The sequence below is a fragment of the Sphingomonas trueperi genome (assembly GCF_011927635.1).
GTDB lineage: Bacteria > Pseudomonadota > Alphaproteobacteria > Sphingomonadales > Sphingomonadaceae > Sphingomonas > Sphingomonas trueperi.
Map to the genome: position 1 here is coordinate 396,606 of NZ_JAATJB010000001.1, position 16,920 is coordinate 413,525.

Annotated in this window: 15 protein-coding genes and 1 tRNA gene; 9 read left to right on the forward strand and 7 right to left on the reverse strand. The window is 69.2% G+C overall.

Going from position 1 to position 16,920, the window contains the following annotated elements:
* Nucleotides 1–39 precede the first annotated feature (39 nt).
* From GGR89_RS01795 to GGR89_RS01810, 4 genes are all read left to right on the forward strand, one after another.
* Nucleotides 40–2,814 (forward strand): TonB-dependent receptor, encoded by a 2,775-nt coding sequence (locus tag GGR89_RS01795; protein WP_125976957.1) that lies wholly within the window; start codon nucleotides 40–42, stop codon nucleotides 2,812–2,814.
* Nucleotides 2,815–2,828: 14 nt separating this feature from the next.
* The gene (locus tag GGR89_RS01800; RefSeq protein ID WP_125976958.1) at nucleotides 2,829–4,037 is read left to right on the forward strand and encodes a histidine-type phosphatase; all 1,209 of its coding nucleotides are present in this window, start codon (nucleotides 2,829–2,831) and stop codon (nucleotides 4,035–4,037) included.
* Between the two features lie 76 nt (nucleotides 4,038–4,113).
* Nucleotides 4,114–6,594 carry a circularly permuted type 2 ATP-grasp protein gene (locus tag GGR89_RS01805; protein ID WP_125976959.1) on the forward strand — a complete coding sequence of 827 codons (2,481 nt, stop codon included), beginning with the start codon at nucleotides 4,114–4,116 and terminating at the stop codon, nucleotides 6,592–6,594.
* Nucleotides 6,594–7,484 (forward strand): transglutaminase family protein, encoded by an 891-nt coding sequence (locus GGR89_RS01810; RefSeq protein ID WP_125976971.1) that lies wholly within the window; start codon nucleotides 6,594–6,596, stop codon nucleotides 7,482–7,484. The genes GGR89_RS01805 and GGR89_RS01810 overlap by 1 nt, the downstream gene beginning before the upstream one ends.
* Before the next feature lie 16 nt (nucleotides 7,485–7,500).
* Here GGR89_RS01810 and GGR89_RS01815 read toward each other — a convergent pair whose 3' ends face one another.
* Complete coding sequence (locus tag GGR89_RS01815; RefSeq protein ID WP_164542691.1) at nucleotides 7,501–8,673, reverse strand: phospholipase D-like domain-containing protein; 1,173 nt, start codon at nucleotides 8,671–8,673, stop codon at nucleotides 7,501–7,503.
* A 210-nt stretch (nucleotides 8,674–8,883) separates the two neighbouring features.
* On the opposite strand from GGR89_RS01815, the gene rpoZ reads away from it, so the two are divergent.
* A complete protein-coding gene (rpoZ, locus tag GGR89_RS01820) occupies nucleotides 8,884–9,228 on the forward strand; it encodes a DNA-directed RNA polymerase subunit omega (protein ID WP_125976961.1) in 345 nt (114 codons plus the stop codon).
* 58 nt (nucleotides 9,229–9,286) lie between these two features.
* Here the strand turns inward: rpoZ and GGR89_RS01825 are convergent, their stop codons facing one another.
* The 3 genes from GGR89_RS01825 to GGR89_RS01835 form a co-directional block, all read right to left on the reverse strand.
* Nucleotides 9,287–9,814: a DUF4269 domain-containing protein gene (locus GGR89_RS01825; protein WP_125976962.1), complete on the reverse strand. Its 528-nt coding sequence runs from the start codon at nucleotides 9,812–9,814 to the stop codon at nucleotides 9,287–9,289.
* A gap of 228 nt (nucleotides 9,815–10,042) precedes the next feature.
* Nucleotides 10,043–10,741, reverse strand: a complete 699-nt coding sequence (locus GGR89_RS01830) for an RlmE family RNA methyltransferase (RefSeq protein WP_125976963.1) — start codon at nucleotides 10,739–10,741, stop codon at nucleotides 10,043–10,045.
* An 18-nt stretch (nucleotides 10,742–10,759) separates the two neighbouring features.
* A complete protein-coding gene (locus GGR89_RS01835) occupies nucleotides 10,760–11,797 on the reverse strand; it encodes a Ppx/GppA phosphatase family protein (protein WP_125976964.1) in 1,038 nt (345 codons plus the stop codon).
* Between the two features lie 178 nt (nucleotides 11,798–11,975).
* Between GGR89_RS01835 and GGR89_RS01840 the strand changes: the two genes are divergently transcribed.
* A tRNA-Gln gene (locus tag GGR89_RS01840) sits at nucleotides 11,976–12,049 on the forward strand.
* A gap of 79 nt (nucleotides 12,050–12,128) precedes the next feature.
* On the opposite strand, the gene GGR89_RS01845 is transcribed toward GGR89_RS01840, so the two are convergent.
* Complete coding sequence (locus tag GGR89_RS01845; RefSeq protein WP_125976965.1) at nucleotides 12,129–13,418, reverse strand: MFS transporter; 1,290 nt, start codon at nucleotides 13,416–13,418, stop codon at nucleotides 12,129–12,131.
* Complete coding sequence (locus tag GGR89_RS01850; RefSeq protein ID WP_125976966.1) at nucleotides 13,415–13,738, reverse strand: antibiotic biosynthesis monooxygenase family protein; 324 nt, start codon at nucleotides 13,736–13,738, stop codon at nucleotides 13,415–13,417. Before GGR89_RS01850 ends, GGR89_RS01845 begins: the two co-directional genes overlap by 4 nt.
* 63 nt (nucleotides 13,739–13,801) lie before the next feature.
* On the opposite strand from GGR89_RS01850, the gene GGR89_RS01855 reads away from it, so the two are divergent.
* Nucleotides 13,802–14,563, forward strand: a complete 762-nt coding sequence (locus GGR89_RS01855; RefSeq protein ID WP_125976967.1) for a sulfite exporter TauE/SafE family protein — start codon at nucleotides 13,802–13,804, stop codon at nucleotides 14,561–14,563.
* A gap of 118 nt (nucleotides 14,564–14,681) precedes the next feature.
* Here the strand turns inward: GGR89_RS01855 and GGR89_RS01860 are convergent, their stop codons facing one another.
* A complete protein-coding gene (locus GGR89_RS01860; protein WP_125972996.1) occupies nucleotides 14,682–15,617 on the reverse strand; it encodes a ribose-phosphate pyrophosphokinase in 936 nt (311 codons plus the stop codon).
* Nucleotides 15,618–15,817: 200 nt separating this feature from the next.
* On the opposite strand from GGR89_RS01860, the gene GGR89_RS01865 reads away from it, so the two are divergent.
* Nucleotides 15,818–16,489 (forward strand): energy transducer TonB, encoded by a 672-nt coding sequence (locus tag GGR89_RS01865; protein ID WP_125972998.1) that lies wholly within the window; start codon nucleotides 15,818–15,820, stop codon nucleotides 16,487–16,489.
* Nucleotides 16,490–16,562: 73 nt separating this feature from the next.
* Nucleotides 16,563–16,910 carry a hypothetical protein gene (locus tag GGR89_RS01870; RefSeq protein WP_125973000.1) on the forward strand — a complete coding sequence of 116 codons (348 nt, stop codon included), beginning with the start codon at nucleotides 16,563–16,565 and terminating at the stop codon, nucleotides 16,908–16,910.
* Nucleotides 16,911–16,920: the final 10 nt, after the last annotated feature.

Genomic DNA, 16,920 nt, shown 5'->3' on the forward strand with positions numbered 1-16,920 from the left:
ATGAGAACCGCGCCATTCCGGCGCCTTGGGGTGGAAGACATGATCTCGAAGAATCGCTGGCTCGGCGCGACGGCAGTCGTGGCGGTGAGCACGCTCGCCCAGCCGGCGCTGGCGCAGGAGCGGAGCTTCAACATTCCCGCGCAGGAGGTGACCCGCGCGGTGCAGCAGTTCGCCCGCCAAAGCGGCGTGCAGATCATCGTGGCCAACAATGTGGGCGCAGGCCACCGCACCAACGCCGTGACCGGCAAGCTGCCTGTTAGCGACGCGCTGGAGCGCATGCTGGCCAAGACCGGCCTGATCGCGATCAGCACCGGCGCGAATCGCTACGTCATCGTTCCCGGCGAGTACCGCGCGAAGGTTAGCCAGGCCGAGCCGGACACGGTCGAGGTGCCGGCGGACATCGTCGTCACCGGCTTCCGCGCCTCGCAGCGCGAAGCCGTCGCCGAGAAGCGCGCCGCCGACAATGTGATCGAGACGCTCCACGCCAATGACGTGGGCAAGCTGCCCGACCAGAATGTCGCCGAGGCGATCAAGCGCCTGCCCGGCCTGTCGGTCGCCAACGACCAGGGCGAGGGCCGCTATGCGATCGTCCGCGGCATCGATCCCAGCCTGCTCAACGTCACGCTCAACGGCCAGACGCTGCCCGCGCCCGAGCCCGCCGGCCGCCAGGTGAAGCTGGACGACCTGCCCTCGGCGATGATCCAGTCGATCGCGGTCACCAAGTCGCTGCTCGCCAGCCAGGACGCCAATGCCATCGCCGGCGAAGTCGCGATCCGCACCCGCACCGGCTTCGACAGCGTGAGACCCTTCTTCCTCGACGCACGCGCCGCGCAGGGCTGGTATTCGCTCAACCACAAGGTGCCGTACGAGCTCGACGCAACCGTGGGCGGCCGCTTCGGCGCGCAGCAGCAGTTCGGCGCGGTGGTCTCGGTCAACTATTCGGAGCGGCCGATCCAGAGCGAGAACTATCAGGGCTCGACCGCCTTCAACGCCGCCGGCGTGCCCGACGGCAACGGCCTGCGCGAATACAACCTCACCCGCAAGCGGCTGGGCGTGGTCGGCAATTTCGACTGGCATGCCAGCGACACGGTGAAGCTGTACCTGCGCTCCAGCTATTCGAAGTTCCAGGACCACGAGACCCGCGACCAGAACCGGATCGCGATCACCAGTTTCGGCACGACGCTCAAGGGCACCGGCACCATCCTGGTCCGCCGCCGCAACGAGGACGACAATACCAAGTCGGTGACGCTGGGCGGCGAATTCGGCGAAGTCGCCGGCGGCACGCTGGAAGCCTCGGGCAACTGGACCCGCGCCGAGAAGAAGGACCCGCTGCGCAGCGAGTTCACCTTCACCACCGCCAAGGGCGCGCTGACGCTCAACTATGATCCGTCGACCTACCCCTACACGCTGGCACCGACCACGGCGGCGTTCGCGAATCCCTCGCTGTTCACCTACAGCAAGGTCAATTTCGATCAGCGCAGCACGTACGAGGCGCTGTGGCAGGGCCGGTTCGACTATACCCACGACCTCGAAATTGGCGATGGCTCGACCTTCAAGCTCGGCGGCAAATATCTCAGCCGCGAGAAGGTCAACGATCAGAACAAGACGAATTACAAGGCCGGCAGCGCGAAATGGACGCTGGCCAACCCGGTCGGCTATCCGGGCGAGAACGATTTCTACGACAGCATGTTCGGCTTCGGCACGCGGATCAACTATGACGCGGCCAAGGCGTATCTCGACGCCAACCCGAATGCGGCGGCGATCGACAAGAGCGGCACGATCAGCGACACGCTCGCCAACGATTTCGCGGTGAAGGAAAAGATCGCCGCGGGCTATGTGATGGCGACGCTCACCTTCGGCGGGATCACGGTGGTGCCGGGCGTGCGGGTCGAGCATACCGAGGACGACGTGAAGGCCAAGCTGGTCAACGCCGCCTCGACGCGGACCGACGGCTACAACAGCTTCGGCCATACCAGCTACACGGACGTGTTCCCCGGCGTGAACGCCAAGTATGCGCTTGCCCGCAACCTGCTGCTGCGCGGGGCGGTGACCACCTCGATCGGTCGGCCCAACTATGCCAATCTGGCGCCCTATGTACTGGTCGACACCAGCGACCCGGCGGTGGCGGCGCTCTCGCTCGGCAACCCCGGCCTCAAGCCCTATCGCGCGGTGAACTACGACGCGGCGCTGGAATATTATCCGGCCCCGGGGTCGATCCTGTCGGCCGGCTTCTTCCACAAGCAGATCGACAACCCGATCTACAGCAACACCAGCCGCCAGACCAACGTCACCGCCGCCAACGTCACCTATGCGACAGCGAACGTCACCAGCCTGCTCAATGCGGACTCGGAGCAGGTGACCGGTGTCGAGGGTAACGTGCAGGTACAGTTCACCTTCCTGCCGGGCGTGCTGAGTGGCTTCGGCGTTTCGGCCAACTTCACCCATGTGTGGGGCCATGCCAATGCCGGCGCGATCCGCGCGGGCGACGTGCCGCTGGCCTATCAATCGAAGAATGTCGGCAATGCGCAGATCTTCTTCGAGAAATACGGGCTGAATGCGCGCGTCGCGTTCAACTACCGCTCCTCCTATCTCGACACGATCGCGAGCACCGCGGCCGCCGACCAGTACACCGACGGCAACGGCCAGCTCGATGTGCATTTGGGCTATCAGGTGACGCCGCAGTTCACGCTGTTCGGCGATGCGATCAACCTCACCGATGCGCCGTGGCGGCGCTACATCGGCACCAAGAACCTGCTGGTGGAGCGCGAGCGCTACGGCACGCAGCTGCGCGGCGGCGTGCAGATCCACTTCTAAGGGAAGACCGGACGATGAAACTGCGGATCGGATTGGGGCTCGCCCTCGCCCTCGGTGCCCCGGCCGTCGCCGGCACCCGCCCTGCCGATCCGTTGGTGGTGGACCGCGTCGTGCTGCTGATGCGGCACGGCGTGCGTCCGCCCACCAAGGTCCCGGCGATGCCGCCCGAAGTGACGCCCGAGCGCTGGCCCGACTGGCCGACCAAGCCGGGCTGGCTCACGCCGCACGGCGCGGCGGCAGTGGCGCGGCTCGGCGCGGCGGACGGTACCGGCTTGCGCGCCCGCAGCCTGCTCCCGGCCAGGGGCTGCCCGGCTCCGGCCGCGATCCGCATCGTCGCCGATAGCGACCAGCGGACGATCGAAACCGCCAAGGCCTGGGCGGCGACGCTCGCGCCCGGCTGCGCCCTCGCCATCGACCACTATGCGCAGGACGTGCCGGACCCGCGCTTCAATGCGATCGAATCGGGCAAGGCACCGCTCGATCCCGCCAAGGCCGATGCGGCGGTGGCGGCCGAAGTCGGTCCCGGCGGGTTCGCCGCGCTCGATGCGCGCTACCGGCCGCTGCTGGCGCGGATCGACATCATCCTGTGCGGCACGCCGCGTCCCGGTTGCGGCGTCTCCGGCACGCCCACCGGCCTCGCCCCCGCCCGCGCCGACAAGCGCCCCAAGCTGACCGGCGCGATCGACCGCGCCTCCACCGCCGCGCAGATCCTGCTGCTCGAGGCGGCAGAGGGCATGAAGCTGGCACAGATCGGCTGGGGCCGCGCGACGCTGGCGGACGTGACCGCATTGGGCGCATTCCACGCGCTCGAATTCCGCATCCTCGCCCGGCCGAGGCCGATCGCGGCGGCGAATTTCGCCGGGTTGGCGGCGATCGTCCGCGCAGGGCTCGCCGACAGCGGTCCGCGGGTGACGATGATCTCCGGCCACGACACCAACATCGCCAATCTCGGCGGGCTGTTCGACGTGCACTGGCAGGTCCCCGGCTTCGCCGCCGACGATCCCGTGCCCGGCGGCGCGCTGGTGCTGGAGCGGCTGCACGACCGCGCCGGCAAGCGCTATGTCCGCCTCCGCTACCGCGCGCAGACGCTGGAACAGCTCCGCACCGCGGCACCGCTCGGTCTCAAAGGCCCGCACGATCGGATTCTTCGCGTGCCCGGGTGCAACGCACGCGGCATTGCCGGGTTGTGTACCCTGGACGAGGCGCTCGCCAAGCTCGGCTGAGACAGTCCCGCATATCTCCCGTGTTGCATGGCACCATCGTTTCGCCCATCACCGCGGCCGAGAAAGGGAAGCAGCTGTGGCCAGCCTTGCCGAGGCGGGATTGTTCGATGCGGGCACGATCGCCGATCGTTGGATCGCCGACTATTGCGGCCATGCACCCGCCGGCGACGTGCTGTGCGCGGAATCCGGCGCGCCCTGGAGCGCGCTGTTCGAAGAACTGGCGGGGCTTTCCGGCGACGGGCTGACGATCGCCCGCGAACGCGCGCATCGCCATGCCGAGGATATCGGCACCGGCTACCGGATCGGCGACGAGGGCGACGAGCGCCCCTGGCCGCTCTCCCCCGTGCCGCTGCTGATCGACCAGCAGGCATGGCGCGGCATCGCGGCCGGCGTCGCCCAGCGCGCCGAGCTGATGGAGCGGCTGCTCCAGGACCTGTACGGCCCGAACCAGCTGATCGCCGATGGCCACCTGCCCGCCGCGCTGCTCACCGGCAGCCCCTTCTTCCTCCGCCCGCTGACCCACCTGACTCCGCCCGGCGGGCATCATCTGCACTTCGTCGCGTTCGACCTGTGCCGCAGCCCGGACGGGCATTGGCGGGTGCTCGCCGACCATCTCCGCGCCCCCGCCGGCGCCGGCTATGCGCTGGAGAACCGGCTGGCGATGGCGCGGACGCTGGGGGGCCTGCAGGGCCGGCTCAACATCGAGCGCCACGCCCCCTTCTTCGCCGCCTTCCGCGACGGCATCGCCGCCGCCTGCCGCCGCGCCGAGCCGCGCATGGCGCTGCTCACCCCCGGCCGCTTCACCGCCAGCTATGCCGAGCAGGCGCATCTCGCCCGCTATCTCGGCTTCCTGCTGGTCGAGGGCGCCGATCTCGCGGTGCTCGACGACCGCGTCTATGTCCGCACGATTGCCGGGCTGAAGCGGGTGGATGCGCTGTGGCACCGGTTCGATCCCCGCTATCTTGATCCGCTCGCGCTCGATTCGCATTCGAAGATCGGCGTCGCCGGGCTGATCGACGCGACGGTGGCGGGCAATGTGGTGATCGCCAATGCGCCGGGCGCCGGCCTGCTCGAGGCGCCCGCCTTCGCCGCCTTCCTGCCGCGGCTCAGCGAGCTCCTGCTCGGCGAACCGCTGCGCCTGCCCAACATCGCCACCTGGTGGTGCGGGCAATCGGCCGAGGCGGCGCATGTCGCGGCCAATCTCGACCAGATGGTCGTCGCCCCCGCCTTCGGCACCCCGCCGCTCGGCCTGCCGGAGGGCAAGGCGGTGCTCGGCGCGCATCTGAACGAGGCCGCCCGCGCGGCGCTCCGCGACGATATGACCCGCCGGCCGCAGGATTATGTCGGGCAGGAAGTCGTCTGCCTCTCGACCATGCCCTTCGTCGCCGAGGACCGGCTGGCGCCCCGCCCCTTCACGCTGCGCGTCTTCGCCGCGCGCGATGCGGCGGGCAACTGGACGGTGCTGCCCGGCGGCTTCGCGCGAATCGGCGAACATGCCGATGCCCGCGCCGCCGTGATGGGCGAGGGGAGCTGGTCGGCCGACGTGTGCATCCACGGGCCCGATCCGGTGGCGCCGGTGTCGCTGCTCCCCTCGGGCGATTCGACCCAGCTGCGCCGCAACCCCGGCACGCTGCCCAGCCGGGTGGCGGACAACATGTTCTGGCTCGGCCGCTATCTGGAACGCGGCGAGGCGTTGCTGTCGGTGCTGCGCGTGCTGCTCGGCCATTCGATCAGCGCGGATACCGGCGCGGCGCTCTCGGCGGAGACGGTGGATCGCCTCGCCCAGCTGGTGGTGGGCGCGGGTGCCGCCCCCGCCCCGCGCGGCCTCAAGCGGCAGGACCTCACTCAGCTCGCCCGCACCGCGCTCGAATCGACCGAGGGCTGGACCAGCGTCCGCGCGATCAATTGCCAGGCGCGCGCGATCGGCGCGGTCTCGCGCGACCGGCTCTCGGCCGACATGATCCGCCTGCTCGACGCGCCCTTCCCCGAGCGCGGCGTGCTGCTCGACCGCGCCGGATCGCTGCAGCGCCGCTATTCGGCGCTGGCGGGGCAGGCGGGCGAGCATATGGGCCGCACCGATGCGTGGCGCTTCCACGATCTCGGCCGCCGCATCGAGCGCGCGCTGGCGACGATCGGCTTTCTCCGTGCACTCGGCGGCCCGCAAGCAACGGCGGACGATCTTTCGACCCTGCTCGACCTCGCCGACAGCCAGATCAGCTATCGCCAGCGCTATCTGACCGGCATCGCCCGGGTGCCGGTGCTCGACCTGCTTGCGCTCGATCCCGGCAATCCGCGTGGGCTGGCCTTCCAGGCGGCGGCGCTCTCGACGCACCTCAATGCGCTGCCGGTACTGTCGGACGACGGTTTGGCCGAGCCGCAGCAGGAACAGGCGCGCAGCATCGCCGCGACCCTGGTCACCGCCCGCGCCACCGCGATCGACGATGCCTGGCTCGCCGATCTCCAGGCGCGGCTGTGGAGCCTCTCCGAGGCGATCGCCCGTCGCTATTTCCTCCACGGCGCCGAGCCGCTGCGCGCGGCGGGGCTCGTCCTCGCATGATGCTCTACGGCATCCGCCATGTGACGCGGTTCGATTACGACCAGCCGGTCGCCTTCGCGCGCTGCAACCTGCGGCTGAAGCCGATTCTCTGGTCCGGCCAGAGTATCGAGGAATATGCGCTGAGCGTGCAGCCCGGCGGCCGCACCTATCCGGCGCGCGCCGAGGCCGGGCTCGCCAATGTCGTGCGGCTGGTGGTGGAGCATGCGGCCAGCAGCCTGACGATCGAGAGCAGCGCGCGCGTCCGCGTCGACCGCCAGATCCCGTTTCCCATGCCCGGCGACGCGACCATCGCACAGGTCTCCGCCTGGGCACGCGCAAGCCGCGATCCCACGCCCGCGGGACCCGCCGCCTATCTCTTCCCCTCGCCGCTGATCCCGCTCGACCGCGACATCGCCGCCTGGTGCGCCGAGGAACTGCAGCCGGAGCGCGGCATCCTCGAAGCGGGAATCGCACTCGCCCGGCGCATCCAGCGCGACTTCGCGTTCGATCCCACCGCCACTTTGGTCGACACGCCGCCGCACGAGGCGTTCGCGAAGCGCGGCGGCGTGTGCCAGGATTTCGCCCAGATCATGCTCTCCGGCCTGCGCGCCGCGGGGCTGCCCGCCGCCTATGTCTCGGGCTATCTGCGCACGCTGCCGCCGCCGGGCCAGCCGCGGCTGGTCGGCGCCGACGCGACCCATGCCTGGGTGCTTTTGTGGTGCGGGCCGGATCTCGGCTGGGTGGGCGTCGATCCCACCAACGGCATCTGGATGGCCGAGGACCACATCGTCATGGCGATCGGCCGCGATTATGCCGACATCGCGCCGATCGACGGCATCGTGCTCGGCTCGGGCGCGCAGGCGATGCACGTCTCGGTCGATGTCGAGCCGCTGGAAGTGACGGCGGGGTAGACCGCTATCCCCGCGATCAATGCTCCATCGGGCCCTTGTCGCCGAAGTTCAGCCGCCGCGTGACGTTATAGTCGAGCACCGCCATCACGAAATAGGCGGCAAACTGCTTCACCCGCGTCCACCAGCCGGTCCGCGCCTTGTAGAGCGCGGGCGTGATCCGCTCGGACTGCGCGATCTCGCCATCGACATAGCCGCGGACATGCGCGGCGAAGGCCCGGTCCTGCACCCGCAGCATCAGCTCGAGGTTCAGGAACATGCTGCGGATGTCGAAATTGGCCGAGCCGATATGGACGACGTCGTCGATCACATAGAGCTTCGTATGCAGCTTGGTCGGCTGATATTCGTAGATCTCCACCTGCTTGCGCAGCAGCCCGGCATAGGTGAAGCGCGCCGCCCAGATCGCGGCGGTATGGTCGAGCTTCGACGGCAGCACCAGCCGCACCTGCCCGCGCCGCCCGGCCTTGTCGAGCCGCCGCAGCATCGCCGGGCTCGGCGCGAAATAGGCCGCGATCAGGTCGAGCCGATTCGCCCGCTCCATGTCGTGCTTCACCACCCGCGCCCAGGGCGACAGCCGCCGCATCGGCCCGCCGAGCAGCCAGCGGGTCTCGCCCTCGGGCTCGCTCCACGCCTTCAGCATACGCCCGAGCGAGCGCAGCGTCGCGCGCGGCCGCTTGGCCCAGGCGGCGAGCGAATCGAAATAGCCGGTCAGCCGCTCGGCCGCCGGGCCCTCGACCAGCAACCCCATGTCGCGCCAGGCATGGTCGGCGGCGGTGCCGAAATAGCTCGATTCGATATTGAATCCGCCGACGATCACCCGCGCCTCGTCGGCCAGCGCCAGCTTCTGGTGGTTGCGCAACAGATAGCGCCGCCCCCAGCGCGGCACGAATCGGCATACCTCGACGCCCGCGGCGTGGAGCGGATCGAAGAAATCGTTGCTCTCGGCATGCTCGCTGCCGAGCCCGTCGACGATCAGATAGACCCGAACCCCGCGCGCCGCCGCATCGATCAGCGCCTGGCGCACCGCGGCGCCGGCCGCGTCGTCGAGATAGATGTAATAGAGCACCCGCAGCGTCCGCTCGGCACTCGCGATCAGTGCCAGCAGCGCGCGCATCCGCTCGGGCCCCTCGGGCAGCAGCGTCAGCCGGTTGCCGTCGACGGTAAAGCTGGGCTGGGCGAGCGGCGGCATCATCGGGGCATGCCCGGCGGCCATGCCCTCGGCAAGCGGTTCGGGATCGGCATAGGGTGCCATCGAGCGGGAAGCCTCCGGTAGGTGAACCTGCGTAACGATCGAAGCCGCATCGCGCTCCCTCGCGCAGGCATGGCGGCTTTTCTTGACATTTGCGGGCTCGGCCCCTAACTGGCCGGTCTTTCCCGGCCCTGACATCTAAGGAAGAACAGGATGGCGCGCGTCACTGTCGAAGATTGCGTCGACAAGATTCCGAACCGGTTCGACCTGGTGCTGTTCGCTGCGCAGCGCGCGCGGCAGATCTCCGGCGGTGCCGACCTGACCCTCGATCGCGATCGCGACAAGAACCCGGTTGTCGCGCTCCGCGAAATCGCCGAAGAGACCGTGCGCCCGGACCATCTGCAGGAAGCGGTGGTGGCGAGCCTGCAGCGCGTCCGCGTCGACGACGAGGATGCGCCCGACGAGATCGGCTCGATCCAGGCCCAGGCCGAGGCGCTCCGCCTCACCGCCGCAGCCCCGCCGCGCAACCAGAATCTGGGCGGCGACTACGAGGGCTGATCGCCTTCGAATCGAACGACCGACAAAGGGGCTGGCGGAAACGCCGGCCCTTTTTGTTTCAGGCACCGATCCGGGCGCGCAGCGTGTCGTCGTCGAGCCCCTCGAGCGTGAGCAGCGCGGCATAGGGATCGCCCGCGAGCCCCAGCACCTGCGCGAAGGCGGGTTCGGTCTTGGCGCCTGCGTGCCGGCGCGCCATCACGACGGTGCGGAGCGGTTCGCCGCCCAATGCGAGCAGCCGACGCTCGATCGCGAAATGCCGCCAGCCGAGCTGCTCGGCAACGGGACGGGCCTGGCCGAACAGCTCGAACAGCCAGCCGGCGCAATGGAAGCGCGCGACCACGGGGCGATCGCTGCCCTGCCACTGCCACATCGCGAAGCCGGGGCGGTCGCGATAGGATTCCCATAGCGCCACGGCGAAGGCCTGGGGATCGGGGGCATGGCAGAGGATGTCGATGTCGCTATCAGGCAGGTCGAGGCCGAGCGGCGGCGTGCCTGCGACATGCGGGTCGAAGGCGGCGAGACGCGTTAGAACACCGCTTTGCGCGAGCGCTTCGGCATAGGACGGACGGCTGTGGGAATGGCGCATGGGCGTCGCTACCGTATCCTCCCCCTGGCGGGCAGGGCTCTCGCATTTGAACCCGAAGGATATCGGTGCATCGAAAACCATCGTCATCCCGGCGGAAGCCGGGATCCATTGCCCTGTGCGCTGGGGGAAAGAACCGTGGCATCAGCGCCAATGGATCCCGGCTTCCGCCGGGATGACGGGAGTCCTTGGCCATATGCGATTGCCCTCCCCCTCGAGGGGGAGGATAGGCTATTGCTGTTCCTGCTCGGGCTCGCCGGCCGGTTCCGCCCGTCCCTTGAACCCCTGCGCCACGACATACCATTCCACCGAGCCCTTGCGGCTGGCCGGCGGCTTGGCGTGCTTCACCGTCGCGAAGGCGCGCTTCATTTCGGCGATCAGCGCCGAATCGGCCCCGCCCGCGAACACCTTGGCGACGAAATCACCGCCCGGGGCCAGCGTCTTGAGCGCGAAATCGAACGCGGTCTCGACCAGCGCCATGGTGCGCAGCGCATCGGTCTGCGGATGGCCGACGGTGTTTGCCGCCATGTCCGACAGGATCAGGTCGGGCGCGCCGCCCAGCGCCTCGATCAGCCGGTCGGGCGCGGCATCGTCCATGAAGTCCATCTGGAGCAGCGTCGCGCCCTCGATCGGGTCGACCGGCAGCAGGTCGATGCCGACCACCGCCGCCTTGGGCAGCACGCGCCGCACCACCTGGGTCCAGCCGCCCGGCGCGACACCGAGATCGACCACCCGCCTGGCCCCCTTCAGGAACCCGAACTTCTCGTCCAGCTCGGTCAGCTTGTACGCCGCGCGGCTGCGATAGCCCTCGGCCTTGGCGCGCCGGACATAGGGGTCGTTCAGCTGGCGCTCCAGCCAGCGCGTCGATTGCGCCGTCCGGCCGCGCGCCGTGCGCACGCGAACATGGCCGCGGCCACCGCCCCTGCTCATCGCTACTTCCTCACAACCTTATAGGGGCGCGCCGCCGATCAGCCGCCGCAAGATGCCTTCGCGAATGCCGCGATCGGCGATGCCTAGCCGCTCGGCAGGCCAGATGTCGAGGATCGTCTCCAGGATCGCGCAGCCGGCCGAGACGAGATCGGCGCGTTCGTTGCCGATGCACGGCACCTGGGCGCGCTCCTTGACGCTCATCGCGGCGATTCGCGCGCTCACCGCGCGCATCGCCGCGCTCGGCACGATCAGCCCGTCGACCGCCGAGCGATCGTACGAGGCCAGCCCCAGATGCACGCTGGCCAGCGTCGTCACCGTGCCGCTGGTGCCGAGCAGCCGCGGCGTACCCTTGGGCGGGCGCAGCCGGGCGACGAAAGGCGCGAAGCTCTCCCGCACCCGCGCGCGCATGTCGGCATAGGCCGCGGCGCGGGCATCGGCGTCCACTGCCTTGCTCTGTCCGGTCGCCTCGCTGAGCGATACCACGCCCCAGGGCGCGCTGTGCCAGTCGAGGATACGCGGGACCGGCGCGTGCGAATCGACCAGCACCAGCTCGGTCGAGCCGCCGCCGATGTCGAACACCAAGGCCGGCCCGTCCCCGGGCTCGAGCAGCGCATGGCAGCCGAGCACCGCCAGCCGCGCCTCTTCCTCGGCGGTGATGATGTCGAGCGCGATTCCGGTCTCGCGATAGGCGCGCTCGATGAACTCGGCGCCGTTCTCGGCCTGGCGGCAGGCCTGGGTCGCCACCGATCGGGCGAGGGCCACGTTGCGGCGCTTGAGCTTGTCCGCGCAGATGCGCAGCGCGGCCAGCGTGCGCTCGATCGCGGCGTCGGACAGGCGGCCGGTCGTCGCCAGCCCCTCGCCCAGGCGGACGATTCGCGAAAACGCATCGATCACCGCGAAGCCCGATCCTTGCGGACGCGCGATCAGCAGCCGGCAATTATTGGTACCCAGATCCAGCGCGGCATAATGGCGCGCTTCGGGCCAACGCGGTGCCGGCCCTTTCGCGGCCGGCGGCGGCGCAGGGCGGGCGGCGGAAACGCGCCTCCCGCGGGGCATTCTGGCGGAGCCATCCCCCATATCATCAACTCACTTATCTTCTTCCGTCACCGAACCAGAACGGCTCGGCCGGTGCTTGGATGCGAGGCTAGACGAGCAAGGATGACAGCGCAAGGCGAGCGCGCGATTGCGCGTTGACAGGGCCGCCGCATCCCCCTATCTGGCGCGACCTGTCTGGTGCCCCGTCGTCTAAAGGTAAGACTACGGACTCTGACTCCGTCAATTGAGGTTCGAATCCTCACGGGGCATCCAAACAGCCTTCCCACATCGTGACATGCGGCAATCGGGGCAGTTCGCCTCGTGCCGAACGGGCGTCCCTGCGACGCGCGAATCAGCCTCGGTCGCGCCGGCGCGTCGCGATCCAGCCATAGCCGAACAGCAGCACCAGCGCGCCCGCGGCGACGAGATAGGGCAGCGCGCCCCAGAGCTCGTACATCGCCACGCCGATCGACGGGCCCAGCACGAAGGCCGCGCCGTTGATCGAGGTGACCCGCCCCGCCACGGACCCTTGCGCATGCGGCCCCACCGCGAGCGAGGCGCCGGCGGTGAAGCCGGGCCGCGCGAAGCCCATGCCGAGCGCGATCGTCGCATAGCCGAGCGCGATGCCGTACAGCGATCCCGCCATCGCGGTCATGCCGCAGCCCAGCGCGCCGAGCGCAGCCCCGGCCAGGATCAGCGCGCGCGGCTTGAGCTCGAGCAGCGGGATGAGCCCCCATTGGACGAGCAGCGAGGCGCCCGCGCCGATCATCAGCACCAGCCCGGTCGGCTCCAGCGCGGCGGCAGGCGCGAGCGCCAGCCGGTCGATGATCAGGAAGCCGATCGCCTGGCCGGTCATCGCCTGGGCATGGCCGGTGACCAGCCCGGCGATCATCCAGGGGCGCACGCGCGCGTCGAAGGTGCGGATGTGCTCGACATGCTCGCCCATCGCGGCCGTCACATTGGCGCCGGTCCCCTGGCCGCCGATCGAGGGATAGCTGGGCGCGGCGCCATGCTCGATCGCACCCGAATCGGCGGGCAGCAGCCGCAACACCGCGACCAGCAGCACCAGCCCCACCGCGCTGGCGGCGAAGGCCGGGCCGGACAGGCCGATCAGCGGGCCGCCGGGCCAGAGATGCCCCATCACCAGATAGGGCGCGACCGCGGGCCCCAGGATCGTCCCCAGCCCGAAGGCCGAGGCGAGCAGGGTCAGCGCCTTGGTCCGCTCCTCGCGGCTGGTGCGCGCGGCGACGATCGCCTGCACCGCCGGCGGCGCCGCCGATCCGAAGCCGCCATAGAGCATGCGGCCGACGACGAAGGCGGCGAAGGTGGCGAACGGGCTCAGCACACCGTTGATGCCGAGCGCGAGGCACAGCCCGCACAGCCCCAGCGAGGCGGTGAAGCCGAGGATGCCGAGCAGCACCATGGCACGCCGCCCCGCGCGCTCGGACCGGTTCGCCCAGAAGGGCGCGGTGAGCATCCACAGCAGCGCCGAGACCGAGAACACCGCCGCCACCGCGCTGTCGGCGGCGTGCAGCGAGCGGCCGAGCGCCGGCAGGATCGATTGGAGCGCGGTATTGCCGGCGGCGATCATCAGCATCACGCCGAACAGCAGCGCGAAATCGCGATCGATCGCTCGGCTCATGCGCGATGCCACCGATAGCCGCGCTCGACCCGCGTGACGATCACCTCATACCATTCGTACCAGCGCGCGCGGCCCTTGGCGCGAATGGCGGCGTGTTCGGGATGGTCGCGCCACGCGGCGGCGCTGGCATCATCGGCCCAATAGCTGATCGTGATCCCCACGCCCGCAGGCCCGCGCTGCGATTCGACGCCGCGATAGCCTGGCTGCTGCGCCGCGAGCACGTCCATCGCCATCGCTGCCTCGGCATAGCCTGCATCGTCGTCGGCGGTGCGCTTCGATACGAACAGCACCGCGGTTTGGCCGGTACGATCCTCTCCCATGCGGAAATCGTAGAGGGGACTCGACGCTTTGCAATCCGTACGCGCCCTGCGAGAGCATGCCGCATGATCACCGACTGGCATTTCTATGCGCTCGCCGTGCCCGCCGTGCTGCTGCTCGGCCTCTCCAAGGGCGGGTTCGCCGGCATGGGCGCGCTGTCGCTGCCGCTGCTGGCGCTCGCGATCGATCCGGTGCGCGCCGCCGCGATCACGCTGCCGATCCTGATCCTGCAGGACGTGGTGAGCGTCTGGGCGTTCCGCCGCACCGTCGACTGGCGGCTGCTGGGCTGGATGCTGCCCGGATCGATGGCGGGGATCGCGCTCGGCTATGGCTTCGCCGCGAGCGTCTCGCCGGTGCTGGTGCTGGCGGCGGTGGGGGCGATCTCGATCCTGTTCGGGATCTACCGGCTGTGGGCGAGCGGCCGGTCGACGCCGGCGATGGCCGCGCGCTGGCCCGAATGGGTGGGCAGCCTGTTCGGGGTCGCGTCGGGGTTCACCAGCCAGATCGCCCATGCCGGCCAGCCGCCCTTCCAGCTCTGGGTGCTGCCGCGCAGGCTGCCGCGCGACCGGCTGGTGGGGACGACGGCGATCTTCTTCGCCGCCACCAACTGGATCAAGGTGCCGGCCTATTGGGCGCTGGGGCAGTTCACACCCGCGAACCTGCTGACCTCGGCGGCGCTGTTCCCGCTGGCGCTGGTGTCGACGCTGGCGGGGGTGTGGCTGGTGCGGCGGGTGTCGCCCGAGCGATTCTACACCGCGATCTATGTGCTGATGATCGCGGTGGGCGGGGCGCTGATCTGGGAGGCAGTGGGGAAGGCAGCTTCTTAAACGCCTCCTCCTTGGAGGAGGGGTTTGGGGGTGGAGGGATTCCAGAACCTCCGTTGCTCTCGGTGAGACACCGCCCCACCCCAACCCCTCCCCTGAAGGGGAGGGGCTTAGGAGAGAATTAGTCGAACAGGCTCGACACCGAGCTTTCGTCGGCGATGCGGCGGATCGCCTCGGCGATCAGCGGCGCGATGGTGAGGTGGCGGACCTTCTCGCCGGCCGCGACGATCTCGTGGTTGCCGATCGAATCGGTGATCACCAGCTCGCGCAGCTCGGACTTGGCGACGCGCGCCATCGCCGCGCCGGAGAGCACGCCGTGCGTACAATAGGCCACCACGTCCTCGGCCCCCGCCGCCTTGAGCGCCGCGGCGGCGTTGCACAGCGTGCCGGCCGAATCGACGATGTCGTCGATCAGGATGCAGAAACGGCCCTTCACCTCGCCGATGATGTTCATCACTTCCGACTCACCGGGACGCTCGCGCCGCTTGTCGACGATCGCCAGCGGGGCGTTGTCGAGCCGCTTGGCGAGCTGGCGCGCGCGCACCACGCCGCCGACGTCGGGCGAGACGACCATCCACTGCTTGTCGATGAAGCGCGTCTGGATGTCGGCCGACATCACCGGCGCCGCGAACAGATTGTCGGTCGGGATGTCGAAGAAGCCCTGGATCTGACCGGCGTGGAGGTCGACCGAGAGCACGCGGTTGGCGCCCGCGGTGGTGATCAGGTTGGCGACCAGCTTGGCCGAGATCGGCGTGCGGGGGCCCGGCTTCCGGTCCTGGCGGGCATAGCCGAAATAGGGGAGCACCGCGGTGATCCGCTTGGCCGACGCGCGGCGGAGCGCGTCGATCATGATCAGCAGCTCCATGAGGTTGTCGTTCGCCGGATAGCTGGTCGACTGGAGCACGAACACGTCCTCGCCGCGGACATTCTCGAGGATCTCGACGAAGATCTCTTCATCCGCGAAGCGGCGGACGTTCGCCTGGGTGAGCGGAATTTCCAGATAATCGGCGATGGCGCTCGCCAGCGGCAGGTTCGAATTGCCGGCCATGAGTTTCATTGGTGCGTGGCCTCCCGTGCCGCGTCGCGATGTCCCGATGCTCGCGCCCTTTAGTGCGACGTTTCCGTGACGCAAAGAGGGCATCGACGCCCCGCCTGTGCCAGCGCTGCACCGCGGATGCTTTACGAGGACGATACGACGTTATACCATCTCTTTCACCCGGCGTTCAGAGACCGGTGTTGGAGAAGGAGTGCAAGGTGATGCATGCCGATACCCGCTATCATGCCAGTGCACCGCGTTCGGTCAGCTTCGGGGCCGCGCTCGCCATCAATGGGGCGATCCTCGCGGGGGTGATCTTCGCCGCGCCGAATATCGTGGTGCTCGAGGACCCGCCGGTGGTGATGGACCCGGTGGACGTGCGCGACCGTCCGCCGCCCCCGCCGGAGGACGAGACGAAGCCGGTTGAAAACGTGCAGCCGCGCACGTCCGCGCCGCCGGTCGCGCCGAAGCCGCTGGTGGACACGGACAGCACGACAAGCATCGAAACCACGACGAAGATCCCCGATGCGCTTCCGCCGATCGGGAAGCCGGCCGATCCCGGCCCCACGACGACGATCGATCCGCCCAAGCCCGTCCCCGCACTGATCGGCGCGACCGCCGATCCGCGCTATGCGCAGGATTTCCAGCCCGAATATCCGGCGCAGGAGATGCGCGCCCAGCGCGACGGGCTGGTCACCCTGCGCGTGCTGATCGGCGCCGACGGGCGGGTGAAGGCGGTGGAGCCGGTCAGCGCCACCAGCGACGCCTTCTTCGCCGTCACCAGACGCCAGGCGCTCGGCAAATGGCGCTTCCGTGCCGCCACCCGCGGCGGTGTGCCTGAGGAAAGCTGGAAGACCATGACCGTCCGTTTCCGGATCGAAGACGCCCGCTGATCGCCCTCCGATCCCAGCGGCGTGGACGCGGGGGCTGGCCCTGGAGCCCCCGCGTCCCTATCTTCGGCCACCGATGACCTTCCTCAAGTACATCTCGCCGCTCAAGGCACTGCGCGACCTTCGCGGCTATCTGGCGACGCGCAAGAAGCACGAGCTCTGGTTCATGATGCTCGCACTGGCGATCACCTTCGGCATCATCGTGATGTTCGTGAAGGATTCGCACGTGCCGGTGCCGTACAAGAAGAACATCATCTACGTCGACAGCTGGCCGATCACCCGCACCGAGGAAGAGATCCGCGCCAAGCAGCGCGTCGACGAGGCGAAGCGCAAGGAAGAGGAAGCGGCCTTCCTCGAGCGGCAGAAAAAGCGCCAGGCCGAGTTCAAGAAATATGACGACTGGCTGAAGAAGCACGGGATTTGAACGACGCGCG

Excerpts from the sequence above, each read along its gene's own strand:
- GGR89_RS01795 (WP_125976957.1), top strand. The coding sequence starts at position 40 with ATGATCTCGAAGAATCGCTGGCTCGGCGCGACGGCAGTCGTGGCGGTG.
- GGR89_RS01800 (WP_125976958.1), top strand. The coding sequence starts at position 2,829 with ATGAAACTGCGGATCGGATTGGGGCTCGCCCTCGCCCTCGGTGCCCCG.
- GGR89_RS01810 (WP_125976971.1), top strand. The coding sequence starts at position 6,594 with ATGCTCTACGGCATCCGCCATGTGACGCGGTTCGATTACGACCAGCCG.
- GGR89_RS01815 (WP_164542691.1), bottom strand. The coding sequence starts at position 8,673 with ATGATGCCGCCGCTCGCCCAGCCCAGCTTTACCGTCGACGGCAACCGG.
- rpoZ (WP_125976961.1), top strand. The coding sequence starts at position 8,884 with ATGGCGCGCGTCACTGTCGAAGATTGCGTCGACAAGATTCCGAACCGG.
- GGR89_RS01825 (WP_125976962.1), bottom strand. The coding sequence starts at position 9,814 with ATGCGCCATTCCCACAGCCGTCCGTCCTATGCCGAAGCGCTCGCGCAA.
- GGR89_RS01830 (WP_125976963.1), bottom strand. The coding sequence starts at position 10,741 with ATGAGCAGGGGCGGTGGCCGCGGCCATGTTCGCGTGCGCACGGCGCGC.
- GGR89_RS01835 (WP_125976964.1), bottom strand. The coding sequence starts at position 11,797 with ATGCCCCGCGGGAGGCGCGTTTCCGCCGCCCGCCCTGCGCCGCCGCCG.
- GGR89_RS01845 (WP_125976965.1), bottom strand. The coding sequence starts at position 13,418 with ATGAGCCGAGCGATCGATCGCGATTTCGCGCTGCTGTTCGGCGTGATG.
- GGR89_RS01850 (WP_125976966.1), bottom strand. The coding sequence starts at position 13,738 with ATGGGAGAGGATCGTACCGGCCAAACCGCGGTGCTGTTCGTATCGAAG.
- GGR89_RS01855 (WP_125976967.1), top strand. The coding sequence starts at position 13,802 with ATGATCACCGACTGGCATTTCTATGCGCTCGCCGTGCCCGCCGTGCTG.
- GGR89_RS01860 (WP_125972996.1), bottom strand. The coding sequence starts at position 15,617 with ATGAAACTCATGGCCGGCAATTCGAACCTGCCGCTGGCGAGCGCCATC.
- GGR89_RS01865 (WP_125972998.1), top strand. The coding sequence starts at position 15,818 with ATGCATGCCGATACCCGCTATCATGCCAGTGCACCGCGTTCGGTCAGC.
- GGR89_RS01870 (WP_125973000.1), top strand. The coding sequence starts at position 16,563 with ATGACCTTCCTCAAGTACATCTCGCCGCTCAAGGCACTGCGCGACCTT.